General features: G+C 73.3%; 25 protein-coding genes and 1 riboswitch. Of the genes, 13 read left to right on the forward strand and 12 right to left on the reverse strand.

Features of this window, described 5'->3' with window-relative positions:
- Nucleotides 1-16: 16 nt before the first annotated feature.
- Nucleotides 17-1,192 (forward strand): MalY/PatB family protein, encoded by a 1,176-nt coding sequence (locus ACZ4A5_RS07110; protein ID WP_467579211.1) that lies wholly within the window; start codon nucleotides 17-19, stop codon nucleotides 1,190-1,192.
- An 83-nt stretch (nucleotides 1,193-1,275) separates the two neighbouring features.
- Here the strand turns inward: ACZ4A5_RS07110 and ACZ4A5_RS07115 are convergent, their stop codons facing one another.
- Nucleotides 1,276-1,488 (reverse strand): cold-shock protein, encoded by a 213-nt coding sequence (locus ACZ4A5_RS07115; protein ID WP_398872153.1) that lies wholly within the window; start codon nucleotides 1,486-1,488, stop codon nucleotides 1,276-1,278.
- A 318-nt stretch (nucleotides 1,489-1,806) separates the two neighbouring features.
- Between ACZ4A5_RS07115 and ACZ4A5_RS07120 the strand changes: the two genes are divergently transcribed.
- Both ACZ4A5_RS07120 and ACZ4A5_RS07125 read left to right on the forward strand, forming a co-directional pair.
- Nucleotides 1,807-2,052 carry a helix-turn-helix transcriptional regulator gene (locus tag ACZ4A5_RS07120; RefSeq protein WP_467579215.1) on the forward strand — a complete coding sequence of 82 codons (246 nt, stop codon included), beginning with the start codon at nucleotides 1,807-1,809 and terminating at the stop codon, nucleotides 2,050-2,052.
- Nucleotides 2,049-2,573 carry a hypothetical protein gene (locus ACZ4A5_RS07125; RefSeq protein WP_467579218.1) on the forward strand — a complete coding sequence of 175 codons (525 nt, stop codon included), beginning with the start codon at nucleotides 2,049-2,051 and terminating at the stop codon, nucleotides 2,571-2,573. The genes ACZ4A5_RS07120 and ACZ4A5_RS07125 overlap by 4 nt, the downstream gene beginning before the upstream one ends.
- A gap of 147 nt (nucleotides 2,574-2,720) precedes the next feature.
- Here ACZ4A5_RS07125 and ACZ4A5_RS07130 read toward each other — a convergent pair whose 3' ends face one another.
- Entirely contained in the window at nucleotides 2,721-3,257 is a 537-nt protein-coding gene (locus ACZ4A5_RS07130; protein WP_467579221.1) for a hypothetical protein, read from the reverse strand.
- A gap of 269 nt (nucleotides 3,258-3,526) precedes the next feature.
- On the opposite strand from ACZ4A5_RS07130, the gene ACZ4A5_RS07135 reads away from it, so the two are divergent.
- From ACZ4A5_RS07135 to ACZ4A5_RS07145, 3 genes are all read left to right on the forward strand, one after another.
- Entirely contained in the window at nucleotides 3,527-4,411 is an 885-nt protein-coding gene (locus tag ACZ4A5_RS07135; RefSeq protein WP_467579224.1) for a LysR family transcriptional regulator, read from the forward strand.
- 104 nt (nucleotides 4,412-4,515) lie between these two features.
- Entirely contained in the window at nucleotides 4,516-5,601 is a 1,086-nt protein-coding gene (locus tag ACZ4A5_RS07140; RefSeq protein ID WP_366005765.1) for an S-(hydroxymethyl)mycothiol dehydrogenase, read from the forward strand.
- Nucleotides 5,601-6,230 carry an MBL fold metallo-hydrolase gene (locus ACZ4A5_RS07145; protein ID WP_467579226.1) on the forward strand — a complete coding sequence of 210 codons (630 nt, stop codon included), beginning with the start codon at nucleotides 5,601-5,603 and terminating at the stop codon, nucleotides 6,228-6,230. The genes ACZ4A5_RS07140 and ACZ4A5_RS07145 overlap by 1 nt, the downstream gene beginning before the upstream one ends.
- A 61-nt stretch (nucleotides 6,231-6,291) precedes the next feature.
- On the opposite strand, the gene ACZ4A5_RS07150 is transcribed toward ACZ4A5_RS07145, so the two are convergent.
- The 4 genes from ACZ4A5_RS07150 to ACZ4A5_RS07165 all read right to left on the reverse strand — a co-directional run bounded on the left by ACZ4A5_RS07150 (nucleotide 6,292) and on the right by ACZ4A5_RS07165 (nucleotide 11,763).
- Complete coding sequence (locus tag ACZ4A5_RS07150) at nucleotides 6,292-6,930, reverse strand: class I SAM-dependent methyltransferase (protein ID WP_467579724.1); 639 nt, start codon at nucleotides 6,928-6,930, stop codon at nucleotides 6,292-6,294.
- Nucleotides 6,931-7,050: 120 nt separating this feature from the next.
- Nucleotides 7,051-7,617: a DUF4291 domain-containing protein gene (locus ACZ4A5_RS07155; RefSeq protein WP_467579228.1), complete on the reverse strand. Its 567-nt coding sequence runs from the start codon at nucleotides 7,615-7,617 to the stop codon at nucleotides 7,051-7,053.
- A 40-nt stretch (nucleotides 7,618-7,657) separates the two neighbouring features.
- Entirely contained in the window at nucleotides 7,658-8,656 is a 999-nt protein-coding gene (locus ACZ4A5_RS07160; protein ID WP_467579727.1) for a cytochrome c oxidase assembly protein, read from the reverse strand.
- A 134-nt stretch (nucleotides 8,657-8,790) separates the two neighbouring features.
- Nucleotides 8,791-11,763 carry an AfsR/SARP family transcriptional regulator gene (locus tag ACZ4A5_RS07165; protein ID WP_467579232.1) on the reverse strand — a complete coding sequence of 991 codons (2,973 nt, stop codon included), beginning with the start codon at nucleotides 11,761-11,763 and terminating at the stop codon, nucleotides 8,791-8,793.
- A gap of 176 nt (nucleotides 11,764-11,939) precedes the next feature.
- Here ACZ4A5_RS07165 and ACZ4A5_RS07170 point away from each other — a divergent pair, with 176 nt between their 5' ends.
- Nucleotides 11,940-12,119 (forward strand): hypothetical protein, encoded by a 180-nt coding sequence (locus tag ACZ4A5_RS07170; protein ID WP_467579235.1) that lies wholly within the window; start codon nucleotides 11,940-11,942, stop codon nucleotides 12,117-12,119.
- Between the two features lie 455 nt (nucleotides 12,120-12,574).
- Nucleotides 12,575-13,648, forward strand: coding sequence for a S1 family peptidase (locus ACZ4A5_RS07175; protein WP_467579238.1), 1,074 nt, complete (start codon nucleotides 12,575-12,577; stop codon nucleotides 13,646-13,648).
- A gap of 90 nt (nucleotides 13,649-13,738) precedes the next feature.
- On the opposite strand, the gene ACZ4A5_RS07180 is transcribed toward ACZ4A5_RS07175, so the two are convergent.
- A complete protein-coding gene (locus tag ACZ4A5_RS07180; RefSeq protein ID WP_467579241.1) occupies nucleotides 13,739-14,212 on the reverse strand; it encodes a C40 family peptidase in 474 nt (157 codons plus the stop codon).
- 3 nt (nucleotides 14,213-14,215) lie between these two features.
- A riboswitch (cyclic di-AMP (ydaO/yuaA leader) is annotated at nucleotides 14,216-14,368 on the reverse strand.
- A 355-nt stretch (nucleotides 14,369-14,723) separates the two neighbouring features.
- Here ACZ4A5_RS07180 and ACZ4A5_RS07185 point away from each other — a divergent pair.
- Nucleotides 14,724-15,806, forward strand: a complete 1,083-nt coding sequence (locus ACZ4A5_RS07185; RefSeq protein ID WP_467579244.1) for a carboxylate-amine ligase — start codon at nucleotides 14,724-14,726, stop codon at nucleotides 15,804-15,806.
- Nucleotides 15,807-15,836: 30 nt separating this feature from the next.
- On the opposite strand, the gene ACZ4A5_RS07190 is transcribed toward ACZ4A5_RS07185, so the two are convergent.
- On the reverse strand, nucleotides 15,837-17,069 hold the full coding sequence (locus ACZ4A5_RS07190) for a hypothetical protein (RefSeq protein ID WP_467579247.1): 1,233 nt from the start codon (nucleotides 17,067-17,069) through the stop codon (nucleotides 15,837-15,839).
- 451 nt (nucleotides 17,070-17,520) lie between these two features.
- Here ACZ4A5_RS07190 and ACZ4A5_RS07195 point away from each other — a divergent pair, with 451 nt between their 5' ends.
- Both ACZ4A5_RS07195 and ACZ4A5_RS07200 read left to right on the forward strand, forming a co-directional pair.
- A complete protein-coding gene (locus tag ACZ4A5_RS07195) occupies nucleotides 17,521-18,345 on the forward strand; it encodes an MmyB family transcriptional regulator (RefSeq protein WP_467579249.1) in 825 nt (274 codons plus the stop codon).
- A gap of 72 nt (nucleotides 18,346-18,417) precedes the next feature.
- Nucleotides 18,418-19,473 carry a type III polyketide synthase gene (locus ACZ4A5_RS07200; RefSeq protein WP_467579253.1) on the forward strand — a complete coding sequence of 352 codons (1,056 nt, stop codon included), beginning with the start codon at nucleotides 18,418-18,420 and terminating at the stop codon, nucleotides 19,471-19,473.
- A 46-nt stretch (nucleotides 19,474-19,519) separates the two neighbouring features.
- Here the strand turns inward: ACZ4A5_RS07200 and ACZ4A5_RS07205 are convergent, their stop codons facing one another.
- The gene (locus tag ACZ4A5_RS07205) at nucleotides 19,520-21,073 is read right to left on the reverse strand and encodes an MFS transporter (RefSeq protein ID WP_467579256.1); all 1,554 of its coding nucleotides are present in this window, start codon (nucleotides 21,071-21,073) and stop codon (nucleotides 19,520-19,522) included.
- Nucleotides 21,074-21,274: 201 nt separating this feature from the next.
- On the opposite strand from ACZ4A5_RS07205, the gene ACZ4A5_RS07210 reads away from it, so the two are divergent.
- Nucleotides 21,275-22,828 (forward strand): FAD/NAD(P)-binding protein, encoded by a 1,554-nt coding sequence (locus tag ACZ4A5_RS07210; RefSeq protein WP_467579259.1) that lies wholly within the window; start codon nucleotides 21,275-21,277, stop codon nucleotides 22,826-22,828.
- Between the two features lie 14 nt (nucleotides 22,829-22,842).
- On the opposite strand, the gene ACZ4A5_RS07215 is transcribed toward ACZ4A5_RS07210, so the two are convergent.
- The 3 genes from ACZ4A5_RS07215 to ACZ4A5_RS07225 all read right to left on the reverse strand — a co-directional run bounded on the left by ACZ4A5_RS07215 (nucleotide 22,843) and on the right by ACZ4A5_RS07225 (nucleotide 25,780).
- Nucleotides 22,843-23,493 (reverse strand): response regulator, encoded by a 651-nt coding sequence (locus ACZ4A5_RS07215; RefSeq protein ID WP_467579262.1) that lies wholly within the window; start codon nucleotides 23,491-23,493, stop codon nucleotides 22,843-22,845.
- Nucleotides 23,494-23,772: 279 nt separating this feature from the next.
- Nucleotides 23,773-24,999, reverse strand: a complete 1,227-nt coding sequence (locus ACZ4A5_RS07220) for a sensor histidine kinase (RefSeq protein ID WP_467579271.1) — start codon at nucleotides 24,997-24,999, stop codon at nucleotides 23,773-23,775.
- Between the two features lie 55 nt (nucleotides 25,000-25,054).
- Nucleotides 25,055-25,780, reverse strand: coding sequence for a polysaccharide deacetylase family protein (locus ACZ4A5_RS07225; protein ID WP_467579273.1), 726 nt, complete (start codon nucleotides 25,778-25,780; stop codon nucleotides 25,055-25,057).
- 126 nt (nucleotides 25,781-25,906) lie between these two features.
- Between ACZ4A5_RS07225 and ACZ4A5_RS07230 the strand changes: the two genes are divergently transcribed.
- Nucleotides 25,907-26,308, forward strand: a complete 402-nt coding sequence (locus ACZ4A5_RS07230) for a YchJ family protein (RefSeq protein WP_467579276.1) — start codon at nucleotides 25,907-25,909, stop codon at nucleotides 26,306-26,308.
- The last annotated feature ends 16 nt before the right edge of the window (nucleotides 26,309-26,324 follow it).

Consider the following 26,324-nt stretch of genomic DNA (forward strand, 5'->3'; position numbering starts at 1 on the left):
ACGGACAATGGTTCCCATGGCTGCCGATGAGACGAATCCGCTGCGCCGGCTCTCCCTGGCCGAGCTGCGGCTGCGCACGAGCACGAAGTGGACCGCCTATCCGCCGGACGTCCTGCCCTTGTGGGTCGCCGAGATGGACACCCCGGTCGCCGAGCCGGTGGTGCGCGCCGTGACACGGGCGATGGAGCGGGGCGACACCGGCTACGCGGGCGGTACGGAGTACGCGCGGGCGCTGGACGCCTTCGCCCGCGAGCGCTGGGGCTGGGAGGGCGTGGTGGAGGAGCGGACGGCGATCATGCCGGACGTGATGCTGGGCGTCGTGGAGATCCTCAAGCTGATCACCTCGCCCGGGGACGCCGTCGTGGTCAACTCCCCCGTCTATCCGCCGTTCTACGCCTTCGTGGAGCACCTGGACCGGCGGATCGTGGAGGCGCCGCTGGACGAGGCGGGCCGCATCGACCCGGCGGCTCTGGAATCGGCGTGCCGGGAGGCCGTGACCGGCGGGCGGCGGGCCGCGTATCTGCTGTGCAGCCCGCACAACCCGACCGGGACGGTGCACACCGCGCGGGAGCTCGCGGCGGTGGCGGAGCTGACGGCCGGTCATGGCGTGCGGGTCGTCGTCGACGAGATCCACGCGCCGCTCGTGCTGGCGGGCGCGCGGTTCGTGCCGTATCTGTCGGTGCCGGGCGCGGAGAGCGCCTTCTCCATGATGTCGGCCTCCAAGGCGTGGCATCTGGCCGGGCTCAAGGCGGCGCTGGCCGTGGCGGGCCCGGGGGCGGCCGCCGACCTCGCGCGGCTGCCCGGTGAGGTGAGCCACGGCCCGAGCCACCTCGGTGTCATCGCGCACACGGCGGCCCTGCGGCACGGTGGCGACTGGCTGGACGCCCTGCTGGCGGGGCTGGACGAGAACCGGCGGCTGCTGGCCGGCCTGCTGGCGCGGCAGCTGCCGGAGGTGGGGTACGCGCCGCCGGAGGCGACGTACCTCGCGTGGCTGGACTGCCGGCCGCTGGGCCTCGGGGACACAGCGGCCTCGGTGTTCCTGGAACACGGCCGGGTGGCGCTCACCGCCGGCACCGGCTTCGGCACGGGCGGGGCCGGGCATGTGCGGCTGAACTTCGCGACGCCGCCGGAGGTGCTCACGGAGGCGGTCGGCAGGATACGGAAGGCGCTGGATTCGACTACGCCGGGATGACGCGTGCCCGGCCGGCCCTTCCGCCGTCCTCCGGCGACGCCGTCACAGCGCCGCCGGGGAAGCACGTCTTCGCTACGCGCCGCCTATTGCTGCTGGCGTACGACGTTCTCCGCCTGGGGCCCCTTGGGCCCCTTGACGACGTCGTACTCCACCGCGTCGCCCTCGAAGAGCTCCTTGTAGCCAGTGGTCTGCTGGATGGCCGAGAAGTGGACGAAGACGTCCGCACCCCCGTCGTCCTGCTGGATGAAGCCGAAGCCCTTCTCCGGGTTGAACCACTTCACGACGCCTGTTGCCATGGGTCACTTTCCTTACCTGCTTGCCACCGGCACGACTTCGACGTACCGGTCCCAACTCCGGAACCTTCCCCTGCCGACCGGCAAGAGATGCTCTACGGCACTCGGCGTTCACCCTGCGGAGGGAATCCGAACCGGCCAAAAAGGGACATCAGACCTACAATCGCCCCATGGTCATCCTGGGGAGCTCCTTCCCGGTCCGCGGCCCGTGTTCCGACGCGGCGCGGGCGCGGTGGCACGAGCGCCCGGCGGCCTGACGGGATCCCCGCCTCACCGGTCCGCGCGTTGCGGATCTTGGATGCGATGTAGTACTTCTTATACATGAGCGAGCAGGTGCACAACAGGCTGGCGATGGTGCGCGCGGAGCGCAAGGTGTCCCGGCAGGGCCTCGCGGAGGCGGTCGGGGTCCACTACCAGACCATCGGCTACATCGAGCGCGGCGAGTACAACCCGAGCCTCGATCTGGCGCTGAGGATCGCCGGCTTCTTCAGGCTGCCGGTGGAGGCGCTGTTCTCACTGGAACCGTTCCGGCCGCTCACCGACGAGGTCTACGGGAGGACGTCATGACGGCGCAACGGCTCGACCGGATCACACGCTACGACAGGCGCATGGTCCACATCATGAACAATCCGGCGGGGCGGCCGCTCTACGCCACCGCCGCGCGGCGCCGCGTCCTGGTGGCCGCGCACATCGCCCTGACCGCGGCGATGCTGGCCGTGATGCTCGGCGGCATGGCCGCACGGCTGCCGTGGCTGATGCTGGGCGGCGTGGTCGTGCTGCTGCCCCTGTGGTGCGTCGCGACCGGCGCGATCAACGGGTGCACACGGGGGCTGCTGGAGCTGCGCGCCCGGGTCCTGGACGAGCGTCAGCTCGCGGACCGGCACCGGGTGCAGGCCCGCGCCCACCGCGTGTCGGTGGGCGGGCTGTTCGCCGTGGTCGTCGGGCTCGGGGCGGTCGGCATGGTGCGGGGCACGGTCACCTCGGCGCTGCTGCCGGTGCTCCTGGTCGTGCTGGTGGCGCTGTGGCTGATGCCGCTGTGGACGGCGGGGCTGATGGCCCGCGACGAGGCGGCGGACGACGAGGCGTAGCGGTCCCGTCGCGCGCGGCCAGGCCCGGCCGGGGTGTTCCCGGCCGGGCCGAACCTTCGGCTGTCGCTGTGCTGGGTGGTACGCGACCGCCGGCGCGCTCAGCAAAGCGGCGCGGTCCGGCGCCTGTTCACTGCCGGGGCCGGTGGCTCAGTGGCCGGCGCGGGCCGTGGGGGTCTTGCACACGATGTCCGTGCCGCCCACGGGGTACATCCCGTCCTTCTTGGCCTGGCCGCCCTGGTACTCGTAGTAGAGGTAGGTGTAGAACTCGATCCGCCGCGAGGGCCCGCACGCCGCGTCGGCGGCGATCTGGTAGCTCATCGTGACGGTCCGGGTGGCGTTCGGCAGCACGGGGGCGTTGTAGCTGACCGCGCCGCTCTGGTGGGTCGGCACCGTGCAGTTGGCCGTGTCACCGGTGCAGGTGGTGAACGCGTACTTCAGGCCCGGGTCCTGCTGGGTGTTGTACGTCGGCTGTATCGACTGGTACACGAACTGCGCGTTCGTGGCCTGGTCGTTGGTGAACGCCAGGGTGATGTTCACCGTGGAGCCGGGGGTCGCGGACTGCTTGTCCACGGTGATGGTCATGGGCGGGGTCGCGGCGGTGGCGGGCTCGGCCATGCCGAGCAGGGCGACGACGGACGCGAGGGCTGCGGACAGGCTGAGCCGTCCCAAAGTTGTTCTGCGCATGGCGCCGGAGATTAGACAGAGCAGCCACGCCTTGGCTGCACCGCCCGAACAGGACCGGCCACTCCCGCCAACCGGAATGTGACCTACGGAGCAGGTGTGAGCCACGTGACAGTGTTGCGGCGATGTTGCGAGTTGGCCGGGAAGTGTTGGTGATGCCGGTGTGGAGGGGGTGTGGAGGCGGTTTCCCTGCCGTCCCGCGGTGTCCCACCGGCTCCCCGCTCCCGTACTCGGAGCAGGGCACGCGCATCCAGCACCTACCATGCTCAATCATGGAGCTCAGACACCTCGAACACTTCGTGGCCGTCGCCGAGGAGCAGCACTTCACGCACGCTGCCGAGCGGCTGCGCGTCGCCCAGTCCGGGGTGTCGGCCTCCGTGCGGGCGCTGGAACGGGAGCTGGGCGCGGAGCTGTTCATCCGCACCACCCGGCGGGTCGGGCTGACGGACGCCGGGCGGGCGCTGCTCGTCGAGGCGCGGCGGACGCTGGCGTGCGCGGCGGCGGCCCGGGAGGCGGTCGCGGCCGTGCAGGGGCTGATGGGCGGGACGCTCTCGGTCGGTACGGAGCAGTGCATGGGCACGGTCGACGCCGGCGCGCTGCTGGCCTCCTTCCACGCGCTCCATCCGCAGGTGGAGGTGCACATGGAACAGGCGGGTTCCGGGCGGCTGCTGGAGCAGGTGCGCCGGGGCGAGCTCGACCTGGCCTTCGTCGTGCACGACGATGCCCACGACGGCGTGCGGCTCCGCCGGATCGCCGAGGAGCCGCTGATGCTGCTGTGCCGTGCGGACCATCCGCTGGCGGGCGTCGGCGGGCCGGTGCCCGCGGCGCGGCTGGCCGGGGAGGTGTTCGTGGACCTGCACCCCGACTGGGGCGCGCGGCGGGCGGCGGATCTCGCGTTCGCCGAGGCGGGGGTGACGCGGAAGGTGGCGCTCCAGGTCAATGACGTCTATACGCTGCTCGACCTGGTGTCACGGGGCCTGGGGGCCGCGGTGGTGCCCCGGCCCGTGACGCTCAAGGAGCAGGCGCGGGGGCTGAGCGCGGTGCCGTTGGAGGGGCCGGTGCGGTGGAAGGTGGGGGTCGCCGTGCCCGCCGCGGGCCAGCCGACGGCGGCCGCGCGGGCCCTGCTGGCGACCATCGCGCACCGCGACGGCGATTGAGCAGGATGGCTGCTGAATGTGATCGGAACGGGATGTTGGACACTTCGTCACTTCCGGCGCAGAGTGGGGACAGCTGACTCACCGAGAAAGGCAGGCTGCACCCCATGGCGCAAGAAGTACGCGGTGTCATCGCCCGAGGCAAGGGCGAACCGGTCCGGGTCGAGACGATCGTGGTGCCCGACCCCGGTCCGGGCGAGGCCGTGGTGAAGATCCAGGCATGCGGGGTGTGCCACACCGATCTGCACTACCGGGAGGGCGGGATCAACGACGAATTCCCCTTCCTGCTCGGCCATGAGGCCGCCGGTGTGGTCGAGTCTGTCGGCGCCGGGGTGACCGAGGTGGCCCCGGGCGACTTCGTGATCCTCAACTGGCGCGCGGTCTGCGGGCAGTGCCGGGCCTGTCTGCGCGGGCGCCCGTGGTACTGCTTCGACACGCACAACGCCAAGCAGAGGATGACGCTCACCGACGGCACGGAGCTCTCCCCCGCCCTGGGTATCGGCGCCTTCGCGGAGAAGACCCTGGTGGCCGCCGGGCAGTGCACCAAGGTCGACCCCGCCGCCTCCCCGGCCGCCGCGGGCCTGCTCGGCTGCGGCGTGATGGCCGGCCTGGGCGCGGCGATCAACACCGGAGCGGTGGGGCGCGGGGACACCGTGGCGGTCATCGGCTGCGGCGGCGTCGGCGGCGCGGCGATCGCGGGGGCCCGGCTGGCCGGCGCCTCGAAGATCATCGCGGTGGACATCGCCGACGCCAAGCTGGAGACGGCGAAGTCGCTGGGCGCCACGCACACCGTCAACTCCCGCTCCGTCGACGGCGTCGAGGCGATCCGCTCACTGACGGGCGGCTTCGGCGCGGACGTCGTCATCGACGCGGTGGGCCGCCCGGAGACGTACGAGCAGGCGTTCTACGCGCGGGACCTGGCCGGGACCGTGGTCCTGGTGGGCGTGCCGACGCCGGAGATGAAGCTGGAGCTGCCGCTGCTGGACGTCTTCGGGCGCGGCGGCTCGCTGAAGTCCTCGTGGTACGGCGACTGCCTGCCCTCCCGCGACTTCCCCATGCTCATCGACCTCTACCTCCAGGGGCGCCTCGACCTCGACGCGTTCGTCAGCGAGACCATCGCGCTGGACGAGGTGGAGGACGCCTTCCACCGCATGGAGAAGGGCGATGTGCTGCGCTCGGTGGTGATGCTGTGATGGCGGCGCGCGTCGAGCACCTGGTCACCTCCGGGACCTTCGCCCTCGACGGCGGGACCTGGGACGTCGACAACAACGTCTGGCTCGTCGGTGACGACGAGGAGGTCCTCGTCGTCGACGCGTCCCACGACGCCGACGCGATCGCGAAGGCGGTGGGCGGCCGCCGGCTGGTCGCCATCGTCTCCACGCACGCCCACAACGACCACGTCGACGCGGCTCCCGCCCTCGCGGACCGTACGGGCGCGCCGGTCCTGCTGCACCCGGCCGACCGTGAGCTGTGGGACATGACCCACCCGGGCGTCGCGCCCGACCGGGAACTGGCGGACGGCCAGGTCCTGTCTGTCGCCGGCGTGGAGCTGACGGTGCTGCACACCCCGGGGCACAGCCCGGGTGCCGTCTGCCTGTACGCGCCGGCGCTGGGGACCGTGTTCACCGGTGACACCCTCTTCCAGGGCGGTCCCGGCGCGACGGGGCGGTCCTTCTCGGACTTCCCCACGATCATCGGCTCCATCCGGGACCGGCTGCTGTCCCTCCCGCCGGAGACGGTGGTGCGTACGGGCCACGGCGACACGACCACGGTCGGTGCCGAGGCGCCGGCGCTCGCCGACTGGATCGCCCGGGGCCACTGACACCGGGAAGGGCGCCCCGCCGACGGCGGGGCGCCCTCGCGTCCGCGCGGAGCCGCGCTCCTTACCGCTTGCGCATCAGCAGATGCCCGCGCCGGAACCGCTCGTCCTCCTGCGGCTCGCGCAGCATGCGGCCGACCTCCGCGAAACCGGCCTCGCGGGCCAGGCCGGCGAGGTCGTCGATCGGCCACCGGTAGGCCGTGGTCACCTTGTGGTCGAACGGCGTCACCGGGTCGCCCTCGGATTCGAAGAAGGCGAGCAGGAGGTGGCCGCCCGGGGCCAGCACCCGGTGGAACTCGGCTATGTACGCGGGGATTTCGCGCGGCGGGGTGTGGATGACCGAATACCAGGACATGACGCCGTCCAGCGCGGCGTCGTCCTCCGCCAGGGCGTCCATCGAGCCGACCTCGAAGCGCAGGCCGGGGAATGCCTGGCGGGCGAGGTCGATCATCACCGGCGACAGGTCGACACCATAGGCGTCCAGCCCCAGCTCCCGCAGGTGCGCCGTCATGTGCCCGGGTCCGCAGCCGAGCTCACCGACCATCCCGCCGCCCGCGGCCCGTACGCATTCCGCGAACGCGGCGAGCACGGAACGGTCCATCGGGAGCCGGTCGAGCGCACCGCGGGCGAAGTCGGCATAGCGGACGGCGACGGCGTCATAGGCATCCGCTGTCGCGCTCAGACAGGAGGAGGTGTCGGTCACGTAGGAGGAGGTGTCAGTCACGAGGGCCGACATTAACTCCTGGCCTCCGCGGCGACGCGACCGGTCTCCGCTGTCCCGGCGGGCAGTCCGCCGGCTTTCCGGTGTTCGGTCGGCAGCCGGTCACGCCGGCGCGTAGAGGCGCTCCTCCGGGAGGAGGCGGGCGGCGGCTTCCTCGTCGCCCGTGGTGAGCTTGTGGTGGATCTCCCGGGCGAGCGGGGTGACGTCCGTGATGGAGACCGTCCACTCGTCGGCGTAGCGGCGGGCGGCCTCGCCGGAGAGGCCGAGCTGGAGGGAGCGGTGGGGCAGCGCGCGCAGGCGCAGATCGCGCTCGGGGTCCCACTGGACGCGGGCCGGCGAGGACTTCAGCTCGCGCTGCCAGGCGGCGCGGTCGGTGTGCACGGCGCTGTCGAAGTGGGAGAGGCAGGCGTTGCCCAGCGCCCAGTCGAATCCGGCGCGGTCGATCTCGATCGCGAGGACGCACTCCTGATCGGCCTTGGTGGCCCAGCCGCAGCGGTACATCATCCAGAGAAAGGACGGCTTGATCCACGTCATACGCGTCCGCTTCCACGCCGGGGGGAAGCGGCCGTCGCGGGCGGCGGGGTGGCCGAGGTGCGGGGCGTATGCCTGGTAGACGGTGATGGTCGTAGCGGTGTGCGCCGCCCGGATCTGGCGGTTCGGATCGTGCATGCGGCAAGTCTGCGGAGATCCGGGGCGGCGGCCAAGCGATTTACGGGCGGTTGTCCCGGGTCTGCCGGAAGCGCTCGCCGACGACGCCCTGGTCGGTCTCCCACCAGGGGCGGGTCAGCTCGGGAGCGGGCGGCTCGGCGGCGCGCTCCGGGGTGGCGGCGGGGGCGGGGACCGTGGCGAGCTCCTGGTCGAGCCTTCGGTCCAGCTCGGCCGTCCTGACCCGCTCGGCGCGGCGCCACTCGACGAAGACGGCGATGAGGAAGGGCATGCCGACGAGTTCGGCGATCGACAGCATCAGTCCGCCGCCGAGCGCCTGGTCGCGCTCCGGGCTCGGGCCCCAGCCGCGCGTTCGCGATCCGTACCAACCGCCCGCGATCAGGGTGCCGCTGGTCATCACGACGATGCCGGGCACGGCGTCGACCAGCCCGTCGACGAAGACCAGCAGCGCCCGCACGGGGTGGCTGCACCACGCGGGCAGCAGTTCCTCGCGGGAGAGCATGGGCAGGACGAACAGGCTGCCCGCCGCGAGGAGGTGGAGGTACATCAGCCGGTGGACCGCTTCGTTCCGCAGGGCGGCCTCGAAGTAGGGCGTGAAGTAGACGCACAGCTCCGTGGCGAGCACGAGCAGGGTGCTGACCAGCGGGAACGTGAGCGCTCTCACGACGCGCCCGCGCATCGCCCGGTGCAGCCGCTCGGCGCCGCGGGCGGGCAGCGCGCGGCGGGCGAGGGCCACGGGGTCGCCGAGGGCGAGGCCGAGCGGTGCGATCAGGTCGAGGAGGATGTTCTGCACCGCGGCGGGCCAGAAGAGGACCCGGTCGTACACCGCGAGGGACGACAGGGTCGCGACGGCGATCGCGCCGAGGCCGAGGGTCACGAACGCGAGCGTACGGACCACGGGCCAGCGCTCGCCCTTCCTCGTCACCCGCAGGACGCCCCAGGCGTAGAGACCGCCGAGGAGGACGATGAGGGCGAGGCCGAAGGGGTCCGCTTGCCAGGTGCCGAAGGCTCGGGCGGGGGTGAGATTGGTCAGTGCCACGATCGCTCAGCGTAGCCCCGGCCGGAGTGGATCTACGGGCCGGTCGAGGGTGGCAAAGCGCAGGTCAAAGGCTTGGCAGCGTTTCCTCCAGGCAGGGGAAAGAGAGTCTGTGCCCGGGTGGGTGGCGGGTGTGGTTCTCAGGAGGTGGGCGCCGTCGCCGTGTCGAGCAGGGCACGGACCGCGACGGCCTCGGGGACCCCGAGGCGGGTGAAGAGTGTGAGGGCCTCGCGCAGGTGGTCGTGGCCGCGGCCCGGGCGGCCGAGGCGCGGGAGGGCCTGGCCGAGCACGGCGTGGGCGAGCCCTTGGCAGTAGCTCTTGCCCAGTTCGCGGGCGATCCGCAGGGACTCCTCGGCGCAGGAGACGGCGTCCTCGTCCCGCTGTTCGTCGAGGCGGCACTCCGCGAGGCGCGCCCAGGCCAGCCCCTCCCAGCCGCGCTGGTGCTGGGAGATGAAGTGGCCGAGCGCGCCGCGCATGCGCTCGGCGGCGAGCGCGGGGTCGCCGGTCCTGCGGAGGACGTAGCCGTGCTGGTAGAGCGTCATCGCGACGGTCGGGCCGTTGCCGGTCGCCTCCGCCAGCCGGACGGCCTCCGCGGCGGCGCGTTCGGCCTGCTCCGGCTGGGCGAGGGCGAGGTGCACGCGGGCGGTGTTGGCGAGCACCCGCGCCTCGCTGCCCTTGTCGTCGAGGCCGTCGCAGAGGGAGCCGGCCAGCTCCAGCAGCGGGAGGGCCCGCTCGGGGCGGTCGGTGGCGAGGTGGAGGATGCCGAGCGCGTTGGCCGCGAGGTGGCGGCACAGGTGGTCGGCGGCCTCCTCGGCGAGCCGCAGCGCGGTGGTCAGTTCGCGCTCGGCCGCGTCGTACACATCGGTGAGGTAGTGGAGGTTGCCGAGGGTGTAGCGGGCCCGGGCCTCGACGCGGGGTTCGTCGCGGGCGTGCGCGGTGTCGGCGGTGAGTTCGCAGAGGCGGCGCAGTTCCTCGCGGTGGGCGGGGCCCTCGATCAGGCCGGACCAGGTGAGCAGCAGGTCGCCCGCGGGGCGCAGGGCGTCCGGTGCGCCGGGGACGGCCTGGGCGAGGAGGGAGGCGAGCGGTATGTGCTCGTGGCGCAGCCACTGCCGGGCGTCGTCCGCGTCGGCGAAGGGGACGCCGGGCAGGGTGACGGGGTGCAGGTGGCGCTGGAGCGCGTGGTCGGGTTCGAGGGTGCGGGAGGCGTTGCCGATGGTGGCGAGGTGGTGGTCGAGGAGGCGCTGGACGGCGTCGTGGCGCTCCTGCGGGGTGTCGGTCTGCTCGGCCTGGCGACGCGCGTAGAGCCGCAGCAGGTCGTGGAAGCGGTAGCGGCCGGTGGCGTACGACTCCAGCATGCCCGCGTCGGCGAGAGCCTCGGCGAGGTCCTCGGCGGTGAACTCGTCACAGTCCAGCAGCGCGGCGGCCGCCGGCAGCGACAGGTCGGGGGCGGCGGGGAGGGCCAGCAGGCGGAAGGCCCTGGCCTGGTCGTCGGCGAGGTGGGTGTAGCCGAGCCGGAAGGTGGCCTCCACGGTGAGGTCGCCGGCCTGCAGTTCGTCGAGCCTGCGGCGTTCGTCGTCGAGCCGGGTGCCGAGGGAGGCGATGGTCCAGCCGGGCCGGGCGGCCAGGCGGGAGGCCACGATGCGCACGGCGAGCGGCAGATGGCCGCAGGCCGCGACGAGCGCGGCGGCGGCCCGGGGCTCGGCGGCGACCCGCTCGGCGCCCACGATGGCGGCGAGGAGCGAGAGGGCCTCGGGCGCGCTGGCGACGCCGACGTGGAAGTGGCGGGCGCCGCCGAGGGTGAGGGCCCGCGACCGGCTGGTGACGAGGACGGCGCAGCCCGCGGTGCCGGGCAGGAGGGGACGGATCTGGGCGGCGTCGCGGGCGTTGTCGAGGAGGAGCAGGACGCGCCGGTCGGCGAGCACGGAGCGGTAGAGGGCGGCGCGCTGGCCGAGGTCGTCGGGGATGTCCGTCTCGGGGACGTCGAGGGCCTGGAGGAAGTGGGCCAGGACGCTGCCGCTGTCGGCGGGGTGCGCGCCCTGGCCCTGGAGATCGACGTAGAGCTGGCCGTCGGGGAAGCAGGGGCGGGCCGCGTGGGCGGCGTGCACGGCGAGCGTGGTCTTGCCGACGCCGCCGATGCCGGTGAGCATGGCGATCATCACGGCGGGCCCGGAGGTCTCGGTGAGGGCGGCGCACACGTCGCGCACGAGCTCTTCGCGCCCGGTGAAGTCGGGGATGCCGGCCGGGAGCTGGAAGGGGACGGCCCTGGGGCGCGCGGTGTCCGCGGGGCCGGCCGCGGGCTCGGGGGCCGCGGCCGGGGCGTAGGCCAGGCCGGGGTCGGCGGCGAGCACCCTGGCGTGCAGTGCGGTGAGTTCGGGGCCGGGTTCGACGCCGAGTTCGGCGACGAGCAGGCGCCGGGTGTCGGTGAAGGCGGCGAGGGCCTCGACCTGGCGGCCGCAGCGGTAGAGGGCGAGGATCAGCAGGGCGCGGAGGCGTTCGCGCAGGGGGTGTTCGGCGGCGAGGGAGCTCAGCTCGGGGACGATCTCGGCGTGGCGGCCGAGGGCGAGGGCGCAGTCGAAGAGCCCTTCCTGGGCGACGAGGCGGGCCTCCGAGAGCCGGTGCCGCTGTCGTTCGGCGTACGGGCCGGGGAGCCCGGCCAGCGGGGCGCCGTGCCAGAGGTCGAGGGCCGCGGTGTAGCGGCTGTGCGCGGTCTCGGTGTCCCCGGCGTCGCGGGCCTCGGCGGCCTCGGCGAGGCGGCGCTGGAAGACGACGGCGTCGACCTGCTCGGGGCGTATGTGCAGGGCGTAGCCGCCGGCGGAGGAGACGAGGACCGTGGCCGGGGTCCTGGCCACCCGGCCGGGTTCGAGGAGGTTGCGCAGGCGGGAGGCGTAGGTCCGGATGGTGCCGAGGGCCTGAGGCGGTGCCAGCTCGCCCCACAGGGCGTCGATCAGTTCGTCGCTGGAGACCGTGCGGCCGCCACGCAGCAGGAGGACGGCGAGCATGGCGCGCTGCTGCCGGGCTCCGAGCTCGACCTGGTGCCCGTCGAGCCGCGCGTGCACGGGGCCGAGCAGCTGGAAGGAGAGCCGTGCTCCCGTTGTTGCTCCGCTGGCGCCCATGTCTCCCCCGACCTCGCCGCGCACACTCCGCCCGGCGACAAGGGGACAGTATCTCAGGGGTTCGCGCGGCCGGCGGTACCCGTGACGTTACGGGTGCGGGTCCGTTGATCGCCTGTTGATCGCGGTGTCACATACTTCGGTGAAAGACCGTTCGACCCGCACGACAGGAGTTCCGCATGACCACCGACGCCCCGAAGCCCGCCGAGGCCGCGCAGCCCGCAGAGCAGAACACGCCCAGCGAGCAGGCCATCCTCGCCGGGCTGGGCGCGCCCGTCGAGCACGCGGAGGGCACCCCGATCCCGGGGACCGAGCCCAGCGGTCCGATCCGCCCGACGCACACGACGGGCGCGCAGTAGGCCCGAGCGGGCCGCAGGTGCGGGCCTTCGACCGCGTTCGCGGTCGGGGGCCCGTCGCCGTCCGGGCGCTCCGGACACCGTTGGATCCGGGCACCGTTAAAGGTGTGCAAAGAAACCTTCGCCCCACCCCAGAAGGAACGATTACCGGACAGCCGCGCCCCTTCCTGTCCGCTCACCGCCCCTCGCTCATCCGCGCCCGTCACGGGCGTTCACAAGAACGGCTCGCGGTACGCGTGTGACACAAGAGACTTGCCGACGCCCCGCCCGTACGACCGAATGTCGCTCTTGAACGTTCACAGGGACGATCCGATACTCCAGGGAATTGACATGGACGCGACTAGCACCTCCCGGACGGCCCCGGGCGGCGCATCGGCCGTCACGCCCCTGTCACCCCCTCACATGCACCCTCCGTGCCCGGACATCGGTCTCGCCGGGCACCCCCCACTGGAGGTCTCGTGAAACGTCCTCGCATATCCGCACGCCGTTCCGCCATGGCCGGTACGGCCGCCGCCGTCCTCGCGACCGCCGCGCTCGCCCTGCCCGCCGCCCACGCCATGTCCGCACCGGCGCCCGGCACCGTCTCCGCCGAGCAGGCCACGGGCCTCGCCCAGCGGATCGCGGCCGAGCTCCCGGCGGACACCGCGGGCTCGTACTACGACGCCACCACCCACCGGCTCGTCGTCGACGTGCTCGACGCGGCGACCGCGGCGAAGGTACGGGCCGCGGGCGCCGAGGCCCGGCAGGTCCGGCACTCGGCGGCCGAACTCGCCTCGGCCAGAGGCACCCTCAAGGCCCAGGCGTCCATCCCGGGCACCGCCTGGTCGGTCGACCCCAGGACCAACAAGGTCGTCGTCACCGCGGACAGCACGGTGCGCGGGGAGCGGCTGAGCAGGCTCGGCAAGGTCGTCGCGAGCCTGGGTGACAAGGCCACGCTCAGAAGGACGGCGGGCACCTTCCGGCCGCTCATCGCCGGCGGCGACGCCATCTGGGGCAGCGGCGTGCGCTGTTCGCTCGGCTTCAACGTCAGCAAGGACGGGCAGCCGTACTTCCTGACGGCGGGGCACTGCGGCAACGCCTCGGCCGAGTGGTCCGACTCGCAGGGCGGCGCCCAGGCCGGCACCACGGAGAGCTCGTCCTTCCCCGGCCACGACTACGCCCTGGTGCGCTACACCGGCTCCTCCGACCACACCAGCGCGGTCGACCTCTACAACGGCAGCCAGCAGAACATCAGCCGGGCCGGTGAGGCGACGGTCGGCGAGCAGGTGCAGCGCAGCGGCAGCACCAGCGGCCTGCACAGCGGCCAGGTCACCGGCCTCAACGCCACCGTCAACTACCAGGAGGGCCAGGTCGACGGCCTGATCGACACCAGTGTGTGCGCCGAGCCGGGCGACAGCGGCGGCGCGCTCTTCGACAACGACACGGCACTGGGCCTCACCTCGGGCGGCAGCGGGGACTGCTCCTCCGGTGGCGAGACCTTCTTCCAGCCGGTACCCGCGGCCCTGCAGGCGTTCGGGGCGCAACTGCCCTGATCGCGCCACGCGGCCGCACCACCCGGTACCGGCACACGGCCCCCGCGCGCCTCTCAGCGCCGGGGGCCGTCTTTCCGGTGGTCCGCCGGGTCAGTTGACGCGGCCGTACCAGACGCTGTTGCTCCAGATCTTCTCCAGCCGGACCGAAGCGCCGGGCTTGGGCGAGTGCCAGATCTTGTTGTCACCGGCGTAGATGCCCACGTGGTAGACGTTGCTGCCGGAGTGGAAGAAGACCAGGTCGCCGGTCTGGCGGGAGCCGGCGGAGAGGTGCCGGGTCCTGTTGTACTGGTCCTGCGCGGTGCGCGGCAGGTTCTTGCCGACCTTCTTGAACGAGTAGAGCGTCAGGCCCGAGCAGTCGAAGCGGTTGGGGCCCGCGGCGCCGTACTGGTAGGGCGAGCCCTTCTTGGAGGCGGCGACCTTCAGCGCGGCCTGACCCGGTGTCGCCGCCTGGGCGTTCGCCGCCACTCCGGGCAGCAGCATCGAGGCGGTGACGGTGGCGGCGGTGAGGACGGTCGCGGCGCCGGCCTTGGACACGAGCGTGGATATGCCGGGGAACGCAGACATGTCAAACCCTTCGTCATCCGCCTGCGAAAGATGACCTGTCGGGTTCGGGCTGTCGAAGTTGCCCGGCCACATCCGTGGCTTCACCCCAAGGACCACCGCCATCGTGGTCCGCCGTACCTGGGTCTCCCGCTCCTGCCGATCCAGTCGGTCTGCTCCGCACCCGGAACGGCGGCAGGACTCGGCGTCCGCCCGGGGTGCCCGTCTCGGTGACGGGATCTTGTGTTCGAGTGACGATCCTGCATCACGAAGTCCCGGAAACCGGAGCCGGAACGGCTTTCTGTGAACTTCTTCACTTCGCGGCATTCACGGAACCGGGGCGCTTTTCCGGCGCGCGAAAATCATTCAACTCCTTTGCGTTCTTGGGAGTTGAGGTAATCCGGAGACTGAAATCCGGTCACCCGGTGCCGTCCCGCCGCCGGTACGCGCAGGAGGGCGGACGTCTTTGCGTCAGAAACACGCGACCGCGGGGAGCGCGCGGTTCGCCTCGACAGCGCGAGGGTAGCCCTACGGCATGCTCACCCTAGGGATCGAGGAGGAGTATCTTCTGCTCGACCCGGCCACCGCACTGCCCGTTCCGAAGGCGGAGCAGGTCTGCGCAGCGGTGGACCTGGAGCCGGTCGTGCACGAGCGGGAGATTCAGGCGGAGTTGTTGCAGGCCCAGGTGGAAGTGGCCACTCCGGTCTGCACCGACCTCGCGGAGGCGAGCGGCCATCTGCTGCGGCTGCGCCACGCCGTGAGCTCCGCCGCCAAGCGGAACGGCTGCCGGATCGCGGCGTCCGGCACGTCACCCCGCGCGGGCCTGGTGCCCGTACCCGTCACCCGGCACCCGCGCTATCTGGCGATGCGCAGCCGGGCGGCCCAACTGGTCGACGAGCAGCTGGTCAACGGGATGCACGTGCACGTCGCCATCCCCGACCGGGAGATGGGCGTCGCCGTCCTCAACCGCGTCCGCCCCTGGCTGCCGGTGCTGGTGGCCATGGCGGCCAACTCACCGATGTGGCACGGTCACGACACCGGCTTCGCCAGCTGGCGCACCGTGGTCTACAGCCGCTGGCCCGTCAGCGGGCCGCCCCCGCACTTCGCCGACCTCGCCGACTACGAGGAGCGTATCCAGGCGCTCTTCGTCGCCGGGGCGATCACCGACCGGGGGCAGCTGTACTGGCAGGCCAGGCTGTCCGACCGCTATCCCACGATCGAGGTGCGCTGCCTGGACGTCCAGCTGCGCGTCGACGACGCCGTGATGCTCGCCGGGATCGTGCGCGGCATGGTGGCGACCGCCATCCGCGACGAGAAGAGCGGCCGCCGGTCGGCGCACTGCACGCCGGAGCTGCTCAGCGCCGCGAACTGGCACGCCGCCCGGCACGGCCTGGAGGGCGTCCTCGTCGACCCCGAGGGGAAGCGGCGCGGTGCCGAGGATGTCGTCCACGCCCTGCTCGGGCACATCGGGCAGGCGCTGGAGGAGTCCGGCGACCTCCACCAGGTGAGCTCGCTGGTGCACCGGCTGCTGCTGCGGGGCACCCCGGCGGACCGGCAGCGCCGGGTGCTGGCGGCGGACGGCATCAAGGCCCTCACCGATCTCATCACCGAACCGTGACCGGCGGCCATGGGCCGGCCCGTGGCCGCGTCAGTAGTGCGGGTCGCCCTCGATCCGCCCGCCCAGGGCCCGGGCCGTGGCCGGCAGGTGGCGGACGCGGGTGGCCAGGAGCAGAGCGGCGAGGCCCAGATACACATAGGCCATGAGGAGCCGGGCGGACTCGCCCGGCAGGGCGAACTGCACCGCGAAGAGGACGAAGAGACCGGCGGCCTGGAGGGGGACGAACCGCAGGCCGAGCAGGATCACCACGGCGAGGACGGTCTGGGCGGCGGTCAGGGCGACCTCGTCGACCTGACGGGTCACCAGGGGCAGGGCCGCTCCCCCGCCGCCGAGCGCGTGGGCCAGCGGCAGGCAACCGACCAGCAGCGTCCACTGGTTGACCTTGCTGGACAGCAGCGCGCCGAGTCCGTCGCTCGCCCGCAGCCGCCACGCGAAGACCACGGCGACGATGAGCTCCGGGGCCTCGGAGGCCAGCGGGGCGAGCCACTGGACCAGGACGAAACGGTCGATGCCGAGCGAGGCGCCCGCCTCCACCAGGCCGTTGGCGAAGGGCTCCGCGCAGGCGAAGACCACGGCCGCGGCGGCGGCGAACAGCGTCGCGGTGGTGGCGCGGCGCGCGGCCCGGGGCAGCGTGGCGAGCCGCGCGGGGACCCCGACGAGCTCCTCCATCTCCCCCGAGCCGCACTTGCCGATCCGGTAGAGGTAGTAGCCGTACCAGGGGACGATCACCACCGGGACGTACCAGCCGATCTCCCGGGTCAGCGGCATCACGAAGGCGAAGACGGCGGCCACCGCGAGGAAGGCGACGTCGATGCGCCGGTGCGGCTCCAGCGCGATCCCGGTGTCCGGCAGGGAGCGGCGGCGCAGCGCGAGTGCCGAGGCGAGCGCGACGAGCGGCCAGCCGACGCCCACGAGCAGCCGGTTGGCGCCAGTCATGTTGGCCGCGGCGTAGGCGGCGTACGAGGGGTCGGAACCGGCGGCGTAGGCGAAGTAGAGGTCGACGGCGTATTCGGGCAGCACCGCGATGAAGGCCAGCAGGGCGAGCGCGAGCGCGCCGGCCATGTCGGCGCGGGCGGTCTCGGCCGCCCACATCAGCAGCAGCGCCGAGCACAGCACGCCCAGGCCGTAGACGGCCACGGCCCAGCCGGGCGCGAGCGGGGTGCCGCTCAGGCGGAGCACGGCCGCGGGGACCGCGCCCGCGCAGGTGACGCCGATCCGGGCGGCGCTCGCCGCGGCGGAGGGAACCCCCCGGGTCTCGCGCATGACGGGCTCCTTCGCGTCGCGCCTGTACCGCCGATCTATCAGCAGGCACCGGTGGAGCGGCGCGGACAGCCCGGCGCGGGGCCGGGCGACGCCCGTTCGGAGCAGACGGGCGGCGGGTCGCGTGGCGAAGGCGCCCGCGAAGGGGCGGGGCGCGGCCCCGCCGTTCCTATAACGCCGCTCGCGGAAGCTGCGGGCGGATGTTCCCCGCCCACTGCTGTCCCTGTCGGTCGGTCAGCGCACGCATGGTGTCCCCCTCCCTCCAGCTCTCTCACGACCACCTGCTCGCGGTGAAGTCGGGCCAGGTCAGCGGCACCCCCGTGGCTGCTGACCCGTGGGTCGATCATGCAGCAGGGATGCGATCATTTCTGCGGAGAGCTTTTTGCAGGAAAAAGTGACCCATCAAATCGGCTTCCCCTTGCGGCGCCGTTCGTGATATTGGGGGAGATTTCCGTTGGACAAGGAAGCCCTACAGGCATTGCTCCGCGAACGGCGGGGCCGGATCGCTCCGGAGGACCATGGACTCGTCCGTCCGTCACGCCAGGGCAGGCGTGCCCCCGGGCTGACCCAGAGTCAGATCGACCAGCTGCTGCACCGCACCTACGGCACGTTCAACCGGCTGGAGACGGGCGCGTATCCCAATCCGCCGGAGGACCTGCTGCGCGACGTCGCGCGGCTGCTCGCGTTCACCGAGCACGAGTGGACGTCGCTGTGGCTCTACGCCGTGCACCGCCGCCCGCCCTACCCGCTGCACCAGCGCTCGGGCACGGAGGTGCCCCGGGCCTGGCAGGACGTCGTCGAGGGCCAGTCCCACATGGCCTACATCAACGACCAGTCCTGGCGGGTGCTCGCGCACAACCAGGCGTTCGCCGAGATGTTCCCGCGCCGCGAGGTCCCGGAGAACACGATGCGGTGGATGACGCTCCATCCGGAGGCCCGCACGATCCTCGCCGGCTGGGAGGAGCACTGGGTGCCGATGATCCTGCCGCAGATGCGCGCGGCCGTGGCGGCGCTGCCCCACGACGAGACGCTCGGCGAACTGGAGGCGGACATCCTCGCCGACCCGGTGGTGGGGCCGCTCTACGAGGCGGGCGGCGGGGCGTACGTCCACCCCGACGGCGACGAACGGCCGCTGCTGCACCCGGTGCGGGGCCCCGGCTGGGTGTCGCTGTGCAGCGCGGAGCCTCTCGCGTCACCGCGTGCCCGGCTTATGGTGCTGGTCTTCCGTACCGGTGAACGGAGCGGACCGACCCGCCGGCCCATGCTGCACGCAGGATGACCGCGCGGGGCGGCCCGTGCCGGACATCGCCCCCGACCAAGGCCGGCCGCCGCCCCGACCCGTGGAGGTCCCGTGACATCGCACGTCTCGCCCCCCGCCATAGCCCTCCCCCGTCACCGTGTGACCACCGAGGACATCTGCGACGACATCCGTGAGCACCACGCGGACCATCCGCGGCTGGATTCCGTGCTGCGCGTCGTCCAGGCCACCGGTGTGCGCACCCGGAGGTTCACCCAGCCACTGGACTCCCCCACGGTCTCCGGGACCGCGTCGGTGGAGGAGCGCAACCGGGTGGCGTTCGCCGACTCCGCCGAACTGGCCACGCGGGCGGCGCGGACCGCGCTCGCGGACACCGGGCTGGAGCCGTCGGACATCGACTGCATCGTCACCAGCCACTCCACCTCGTGGGCCGTGCCGGGTCTGGACATCCACCTCATCGGCGCGCTCGGGCTGCGCGCCGACGTGCGCCGGGTTCCCATGACGTCCCTCGGCTGCGTGGGCGGGGCCCAGGCCCTGGTCCGCGCCACCGACCATGTGCGGGCGCGCCCGGGGAGCCGGGTCCTGGTGGTCGTCGCGGAGACCATCAGCACGATCTACAACCACCGCAACACCGCCTTCGAATCGATGATCTACAAGGCGCTGTTCGGCGACGGCGCCGGTGCCTGCGTCGTCACCGACACCCCGCTCGGCCCCGGTCTGCGCGTCGAGGACACCTGGGAGTACCTGCTGCCCGACAGCGGCGACCGCTACCGGGGCCGGCTCGACGACGCCGGGCTGCACTTCGACTCCACCCGCGAGGCCACCGAGGCCACCGGCGAGGTGATGCCCGCCCTGGGCGCCTGGCTGGAATCCGCGCAGGCGCCGCACACCGAACCGCGGTGGGCGGTCGTCCACCCCGGCGGGCCGCGGGTCCTCGACGACACCGCGCGGGGCCTCGGCGTGGACGCGAAGCTGCTGCGGCACTCGTGGGACAGCCTGGCGGAGAACGGGAACCTGGGCGGTGTCGCCGTCCTCGACGTGCTCGCCCGCACGCACGCGGACCCGCCGGGCGACGGCGAGCGGGGCTTGCTGCTGTCCTTCGGGCCGGGCTTCCTGGCGGCGGCGTGCCGCGGCACGTGGCGCGCGTGAGGAACCGTCCGGTCCGGCCCGCCCGGCGGGCCCGCCCCGCGGCGGGTCAGTGCGCCGAATCCGCTCGGAAGTCCTTCGGGACCAGCACCGCCGCCAGGGCCACCGCCACCGCGACGATGCCCACGCACACCAGCGCGGTGGTGGCCAGCGCGTCGTCGAACGCCGAGCGCGCCGCGGCCAGCAGGGCCCGGCCCACCGCGCTGTCGGTGCCGAAGGAGCGGGCCACCTCGTCGGCGCCGCCCACCGACTGCCGCGCGGTCGCCAGGTCCGCGCCCCGCACCTCGGCCGGGAGACCGGTCATCCGGGAGCGGAACAGCGTGGTGTGGATGCTGCCGAGCAGAGCCACGCCGAAGCCGATGCCCAGCTCGTAGGCGCTCTCGGAGACCGCGCCCGCCTGGCCCGCGCGTTCGGGGCGCACGGCCGAGACCATCACCGCCGCGGAGGCGGTGATGGCCATGCCGTCGCCGATGCCGAAGGTGACCAGGGCGATCGCCACCACGCCGTAGTCCGGCGGCCGCGGGGCCGCGGCCAGCACGGCGAAGCCGCACAGCAGCGCGGCCAGACCCACCGTCAGCACGGTCCGCACCCCGATCCGGCGCAGCAGCCAGGGCGTCGCCAGCGAGGAGGCGAGCAGGGCGAGCGCGACGGGCAGGGTCCGCAGCCCGGCCGCCAGGGCGTCGTAGCCGTGGACGTACTGGAGCCAGAGGGAGATCAGATAGAGAGCGGCACCGATCGCCATCATCGCCGTCAGGGTGGCGAGCGCGGCCGCCAGGAAGGGCCTGCCGGCGAAGAGCCGGACGTCCAGCAGCGGGTCCGCGGCCTCCAGTTGGCGGCGTACGAACCAGGTGAGCGCCGCCAGACCGGCCAGCAGCGCGGCCAGGTCGGCGGGCCGGAAGCCGCCCGCCAGGTGCTTGACGCCCCAGGCGGTGGCGATGACTCCGGCCACGGACAGCGCGGCGGACCACAGGTCGAGGGCGTGGTGCGAGGGGCTGCGGTATTCGGGGAGCAGCAGCACCGCCGCGACGACGGTGACCACGACGACGGGCACGTTCACCCAGAACGCCGCCGACCAGGAGAAGGCGTTCACCAGCACCCCGCCGATCAGGGGGCCGATCGCGGCGCCCGCGCCCGCGACCGCGGCCCAGATCCCGATCGCCAGGGTGCGCTCGTGGGCGTCGGTGAAGATGGTGCGGATCAGGGAGAGGGTGGACGGCATCACCATGGCCCCGCCGATGGCGAGCAGCACCCGGCCGGCGATCAGCTGGAGGACGCTCTCGGTGATCCCGGCGGTGGCGGCGAGCACCGAGGCCGCCCCGAAGGCGGAGAACCCGGCGACGAACAGCAGCTTCCGGCCCACCCGGTCGCCCACGGCGCCCGCGGTCACGAGCAGCCCGCCGAGCACCAGGCCGTAGATGTCGATGATCCACAGCTGCTGGAGGGCGTCCGGCCGCATCTCTTTGATGAGGGACGGCAGGGCTACGTTGAGGATCGTGGCGTCCATGGCCACCAGGAGGAGGCTGGCGCAGAGCACCGCGAGCATCGCCCAGCGGGCGGGGTCGGCCGCCTCCGGGCCGGGGGCTGTGCCGGGGCCGTGGTCCACGCGAAGTCCCGTCCCTTCGGGGATCACGCGCCCCGCCGGTGGCGATGACGGGGCGGCGGGCGTGTGGTGTGCGCCGTCCCGCAACGGAACCTAACCCCTCGCCCCACGGGCCGCATCCCGGCCTTTTCCGCCGCCGTCGGCGGCGGCGGGTTCCGCCGGACGGCCGACTGGGCAGGGTGCTCTACGGAAAGGGAGGTGCCTGTGGGACGCATCGCCGAGTCCGCCTCCGGGTGGGACGCCGGGCCCGACGGCGGGCGGGAGGAGGGGCCCGACGGCGGGCGCCCGGGGCGCACCGTCGCCGTCGTCGGCGGCGGGGTCGCCGGGACCAGCGTCATCCTCCACCTGGTGCGTACGCTCCTCGACCCCTCCGGCGGGGCCGGGCGCGGCCGCGTCGGCACCGTTCTCCTCATCGATCCCCAGCCCGCGGGGTGGGGGCTCGCCTTCGGGGACACCGACCCGCTGCTGTTGTGCAACACGGCCGTCGACATCAACTCCCTGCTCGCGGACCGGCCCTTCGACTTCGTCACCTACCTCCGGCAGCACGGCTGGACCGGCGGCGAGAAGGACTGCGTCCCCCGCGCCCGGATGGCCGAGTACTGCCACGACCGCTTCACCTGGGCCCGGGAGCGGGCGGCGGCCCACGGCATCGCCGTGCGGCAGGTGCGCGGCACGGCCGCCTCGGTCGGGACACGGGGCACGGAAGGACTGCGGATCAAGCTGGCCGACGGGCGGGTGGTGCGGGCCGACGGCGTCGTGATCTGCACCGGCGTCCACCGCCCCCGCACCCCCGACCGCTTCGCCGCCTTCACCGCTCACCCCCGCTATCTGGACAGCCCCTATCCGGCGGCCCGGATCCGCACGCTGCGCCCGGACTCCCGGGTGCTGGTGGTCGGCAGTCACCAGTCGGCGGTGGACGCCTCGTTGCTGCTGTGCCGGGACGGGCACCGCGCGACGGTGACCTCGCCGTCGGGTCTGCTGCCCGCCGTACGGGTGTCCCTGGCCGCGCCCGTACGGGACTTCCCGCCGCTGGAGCGGATCGCCCGGCTCGACCCCGGCGACCCCTGTCTGGAGGAGCGGCTGGTCCGCTGCGTGGTGGAGGCCGTCCGGCTGCTCGGCCCGCTGCCGCTGCGGCGGCAGACCTCGCGGGCGGCCGACCCCGTGCGGCGGCTGCGGGAGGAGACGGCGCTGATGGAGGAGGGGGCCTGCGCGTGGGCCGGGGTGATGGTGCCCCTGATCGAGGCCGTGATCGCCCTCGCGCCCGCGCTGCCGCCCGCGCGCCGCAAGGCGCTCGCGGCGCGCTTCGGGTGGTTCACCGGGCGCTACGCCACCGCGGTGACCGCGGTCAACGCCCGCCGCCTGCTGGCCTGTTTCGACTCGGGCGCGCTGCGGATGGCACCGTCCTATCCGTCCGCCGTGGCCTTCGACAAAGGCGCCTGGCGGGTGGCGGCACCGGACGGGCGGGCGGAGCGGTTCGACTACGTCGTCAACGCCACCGGATATCACCCGCCGGTGCTCCACTGGGACCGCGCGGGCTCCGCGCTGCACCTGGGTGATCCGCCCGCGCACGCCACGGCCGTCGACCACCTGGAGGGCGACCTGCGGGTCCGCCGGACGGCCGGGGCCGCGCCGGAGCGGGTGTGGGTGGTGGGGGTGGGGACGCACGTCCGCGTCCCGTTCGCCAACCACCTGCGCAATGTGGTGCGGCAGGCGCGGCAGGTCGCGCGGGAGCTGGCGGGCGCGGAGGTGGCCGTCTGAGGGGCGCGGCCGCGCTATTCCAGCAGGCCGCGCCGCATCGCCTCGGCGACGGCGGCCGCCCGGTCGGACACCCCGAGCTTCTCGTACAGCCGCTGCGTGTGGGTCTTGACGGTGCTCGCGCCCAGATAGAGCTCGGCGGCCACCTGGGGGATGCTCTTGCCGTCGGCGAAGCCGTGCAGCACCTGCCGTTCGCGCTCGGAGAGGACCGTGGTGTCCCGGTCCGCGCGCAGCCGGATCTCGTCGACGAGCCCTCCGGCGAGGTCCTGGGAGACCACCTGCTTGCCGCTCGCGACCTTCAGGACCGCGTCGACGATCTCGGCCCGCTTGGCGTCCTTGGCGAGATAGCCCGCGGCTCCCTCCTCCACGGCCCGGTAGACCACGGCGGCGTCCGTCGTGGCCGAGAGCAGGATGGCGCGGGTCGGCAGCCGGTCGCGGACGAGGGCGCGCACGACGGCGATGCCGTCCATGGTGGGGATGCGGTAGTCGATCAGGGCGACCCGGGGCTCCAGCTCCCGGATCACCCGGAGCGTCTCCGCGCCGTCCCCCGTCTCGGCCACCACCTCGATCCGGCCGCTCAGCCGCAGCCCGCGGGCGATGCCCTCGCGGTAGACGGGGTGGTCGTCGGCGACGACGACCGTCACCGGCGCACCGGCATCGGACTCCATACGACCGTCCTTCCGCGTGCGTGCCGCCTCGCGCGGCGGCTTGACCCCTCTCGCACCACAATAGGACGGTTTCCTCCGGGACGGCCGGGCGCTGCCCCTCGGCCCCGGGCCCCGCGGACCGGGCCGCGGCGCGGGCCACAGGCCGGCGCCGCGCACCATGTCGTAGCCGACGGCGAGCACCACCTCCCAGGAGCGGTCCGGGAGCGCCGGAGGCCGCACTCCAGGTGACAGGGGCGCGCTCACAGGCAAGGGCGGGTGCCGGCCGGCACCCTCCTCACGTCAGGTGGCGTCCTGCCCGTCGCCACCCGGGGGCGGGCCCGCCGGCAGTCTGACCTCGATCGTCGTGGCGCGGCCGGGGGCGCTGTCCACGGTGAAGCGGCCGCCCGCGCTCTCGACGCGGACGTAGTGGCTGGCCAGTCCGATGTGCCCCTCCTTCAGCCGCTGCGCGACGATCCCGGGGTCGAATCCGACGCCGTCGTCGCGCACGGTCAGCACCGTCTCGTCGCCCTCCACGGCGAGCCGCACCCGGACCGTGGCCGCCCGGGCGTGCTTGACGACGTTGCTCAGCAGCTCGCGGGCGGCCGAGTACAGCAGTGCCTCGTGGGCGACGCGGCCCGGCAGGTCCAGGTCGTAGTGGACGGTGAAGCCGCCGCGGCGGGCGAAGCGGCCACCGGCGGCCTCCAGGGCGGCGGGCAGGCCCGCCGTGGCGAGGATCTGCGGGTGCAGATCGAAGATGATCTCGCGCATCTCCCTGACGGTCCCGCGCACGCCCGCCTGGGCGCGGGCCAGGGCCTCCGCCCCCGCTTCCGCGTGCGTGCCCTCCACCTCCTCCAGGTCGTGGAGTGCCGCGAGCAGCGTCTGCACGGCGCCGTCGTGCAGGGCGTCGGCGAGGTCCGAGCGCTCGCGGGTCTCGGCGGCGAGCGCGTCGTCGAGCAGCAGCTCACGGGTGTCCAGCAGTTCGGAGACCCGCTGGGTGCGCCGCCGGAGCAGCACCGTGATGAGCGTGCACACGCCCGTGATCCACAGGACGTACGTCTCGTCCACGACGACCGCCCACGCCGCCCCCGAGCGCGGGGTGAGCAGCTGCCGCAGGGACATCAGGGCGTAGGCCGTCATGCAGGCGAGGCAGAGCGCGGCGGTCACCCTCGGCATCTGCCACAGGACGGTGGCCAGCGGCCAGATGAAGAAGGCGTAGCGGACCGGTGAACCGGCTCCGCCGGAGAGCGCCGCCAGGGCGGTGATCAGCACCAGGTCGACGGCCAGGACGAGCACGGCGCCGCGCACGCGGGTGACCGGGCGGCGGTGGGCACCGGCGAGGCGGAGGAACGACCAGGCGACGTACGCGACGAGCAGCCCGTCGAACCAGGAGCGGTAGAAGAAGTCCGCGTCCGGGTGCTGCCCCGCCAGGAAGAGCGGGATGAAGAAGGGGACCCGGATCCAGGCGACGTAGCGCGACGACTGGGCGATCATCTCGCCGGTCTGCGCCTCGCGCCAGCGGGTGGTCATCGCGCTTCGTCCTCGGTCTCCGGTGGGCCCGGACGGCGGTCGGCCGCCGGGGCGTTCAGCAGTTCAGCGGGGCGGGGATGTTCCGCGAGGTGGGTCCCGTGTCGCGGCACAGCCGGTAGCCCTCGTCGCGGAGGTCGTCGATGATCCCCGGCACGGCGTCGGGGAAGTGGGTGAAGAGGTGCCCGAGAATCACTCCGCCCCGCTTGTCCGCCGCGGGTGCCTGGCGGACGCGCGCCCGGAGGGTGTCGGCGCCGGGGAAACTGCCCGCGCTGTTGTCCCAGTCGAGCGTGTCCACGGTCCAGGTGCAGACGCGGTAGCCGAGTTCGGAGGCGATGCGGGTCTCCCGGTCCCCGTAGTTGCCGAAGGGGGGCCGCAGCAGCGTGCTGTCCAGGCCGTCGCGGATCTCGGCGCGGGCGTCGGCCTCGGAGAGGTCCGGGAGGTTCCGGTGGGAGTAGGTGTGGTTGCCGACCCAGTGGCCCTGGTCGCGCAGGGTCTCGACGATGCGCGGGTTTTGGGAGGCGAATTCGTTGATGAGGAAGAACGCGGCGCGGATGCCCCGGCCCGCCAGATAGTCCCCCACCTCCACGGCGAGGTCGGGGTCGTCGTAGGCCCAGTCGTCGAAGGACAGCAGCACCCTGCCGGAGGTGTTGCCGCAGCGCTGCTGGTCGTAGGGAGCGGCCCGGTGCGGACCGGCGGTGCCGGTGGCCGGGGTGAGGGCCAGGGCCAGGGCGGCCAGGGCCGCGATCAGCGCGACGCGCTTGCTCGTGCGGTGACGGGACATCCAGGGGCTCCTCTGCAGGCCGCCGTGAGGGTCCGATCATCCCGGTGGGCGGGCCGTGCCGCCAGCAGCGCGGACGCGTGTCGGCCCGCCCGGCGCGGCGCCCCCGGCGGCGTGGACAATCGGAGGATGTCCAACACACGCACCACCGACCTCACCGGCGACTGCCCCTGCGGTCTCGGCAAGCCCTACGGCGAATGCTGCGGCGCCCTCCACCGGGGCGCCAGGACCGCGGCCACCGCCGAGGCGCTCATGAGGTCCCGTTACAGCGCGTTCGCCATGCGCGACGCCCCCTACCTGCTGCGGTCCTGGCACCCGGGCACGCGCCCGGAGAGCATCGACTTCGACCCGGAGCAGCGGTGGACCCGCCTGGAGATCCTCGGCACGACGGGCGGCACGGCGTTCCACAACGAGGGCACCGTGGAATTCCGCGCCCACTTCACCGTCCGCGGCCGCGCGGGCGACCAGCACGAGAACAGCGGCTTCGCCCGTGTCGACGGCGAGTGGGTCTACGTGGACGCGATCGCCTGACCCACCGGGGATCCCC

It is taken from the genome of Streptomyces sp. NPDC025618 (genome assembly GCF_055558795.1).

Excerpts from the sequence above, each read along its gene's own strand:
- ACZ4A5_RS07110 (WP_467579211.1), top strand. The coding sequence starts at position 17 with ATGGCTGCCGATGAGACGAATCCGCTGCGCCGGCTCTCCCTGGCCGAG.
- ACZ4A5_RS07115 (WP_398872153.1), bottom strand. The coding sequence starts at position 1,488 with ATGGCAACAGGCGTCGTGAAGTGGTTCAACCCGGAGAAGGGCTTCGGC.
- ACZ4A5_RS07120 (WP_467579215.1), top strand. The coding sequence starts at position 1,807 with ATGAGCGAGCAGGTGCACAACAGGCTGGCGATGGTGCGCGCGGAGCGC.
- ACZ4A5_RS07125 (WP_467579218.1), top strand. The coding sequence starts at position 2,049 with ATGACGGCGCAACGGCTCGACCGGATCACACGCTACGACAGGCGCATG.
- ACZ4A5_RS07130 (WP_467579221.1), bottom strand. The coding sequence starts at position 3,257 with ATGCGCAGAACAACTTTGGGACGGCTCAGCCTGTCCGCAGCCCTCGCG.
- ACZ4A5_RS07135 (WP_467579224.1), top strand. The coding sequence starts at position 3,527 with ATGGAGCTCAGACACCTCGAACACTTCGTGGCCGTCGCCGAGGAGCAG.
- ACZ4A5_RS07140 (WP_366005765.1), top strand. The coding sequence starts at position 4,516 with ATGGCGCAAGAAGTACGCGGTGTCATCGCCCGAGGCAAGGGCGAACCG.
- ACZ4A5_RS07145 (WP_467579226.1), top strand. The coding sequence starts at position 5,601 with ATGGCGGCGCGCGTCGAGCACCTGGTCACCTCCGGGACCTTCGCCCTC.
- ACZ4A5_RS07155 (WP_467579228.1), bottom strand. The coding sequence starts at position 7,617 with ATGCACGATCCGAACCGCCAGATCCGGGCGGCGCACACCGCTACGACC.
- ACZ4A5_RS07165 (WP_467579232.1), bottom strand. The coding sequence starts at position 11,763 with ATGGGCGCCAGCGGAGCAACAACGGGAGCACGGCTCTCCTTCCAGCTG.
- ACZ4A5_RS07170 (WP_467579235.1), top strand. The coding sequence starts at position 11,940 with ATGACCACCGACGCCCCGAAGCCCGCCGAGGCCGCGCAGCCCGCAGAG.
- ACZ4A5_RS07180 (WP_467579241.1), bottom strand. The coding sequence starts at position 14,212 with ATGTCTGCGTTCCCCGGCATATCCACGCTCGTGTCCAAGGCCGGCGCC.
- ACZ4A5_RS07185 (WP_467579244.1), top strand. The coding sequence starts at position 14,724 with ATGCTCACCCTAGGGATCGAGGAGGAGTATCTTCTGCTCGACCCGGCC.
- ACZ4A5_RS07190 (WP_467579247.1), bottom strand. The coding sequence starts at position 17,069 with ATGCGCGAGACCCGGGGGGTTCCCTCCGCCGCGGCGAGCGCCGCCCGG.
- ACZ4A5_RS07215 (WP_467579262.1), bottom strand. The coding sequence starts at position 23,493 with ATGGAGTCCGATGCCGGTGCGCCGGTGACGGTCGTCGTCGCCGACGAC.
- ACZ4A5_RS07220 (WP_467579271.1), bottom strand. The coding sequence starts at position 24,999 with ATGACCACCCGCTGGCGCGAGGCGCAGACCGGCGAGATGATCGCCCAG.
- ACZ4A5_RS07225 (WP_467579273.1), bottom strand. The coding sequence starts at position 25,780 with ATGTCCCGTCACCGCACGAGCAAGCGCGTCGCGCTGATCGCGGCCCTG.
- ACZ4A5_RS07230 (WP_467579276.1), top strand. The coding sequence starts at position 25,907 with ATGTCCAACACACGCACCACCGACCTCACCGGCGACTGCCCCTGCGGT.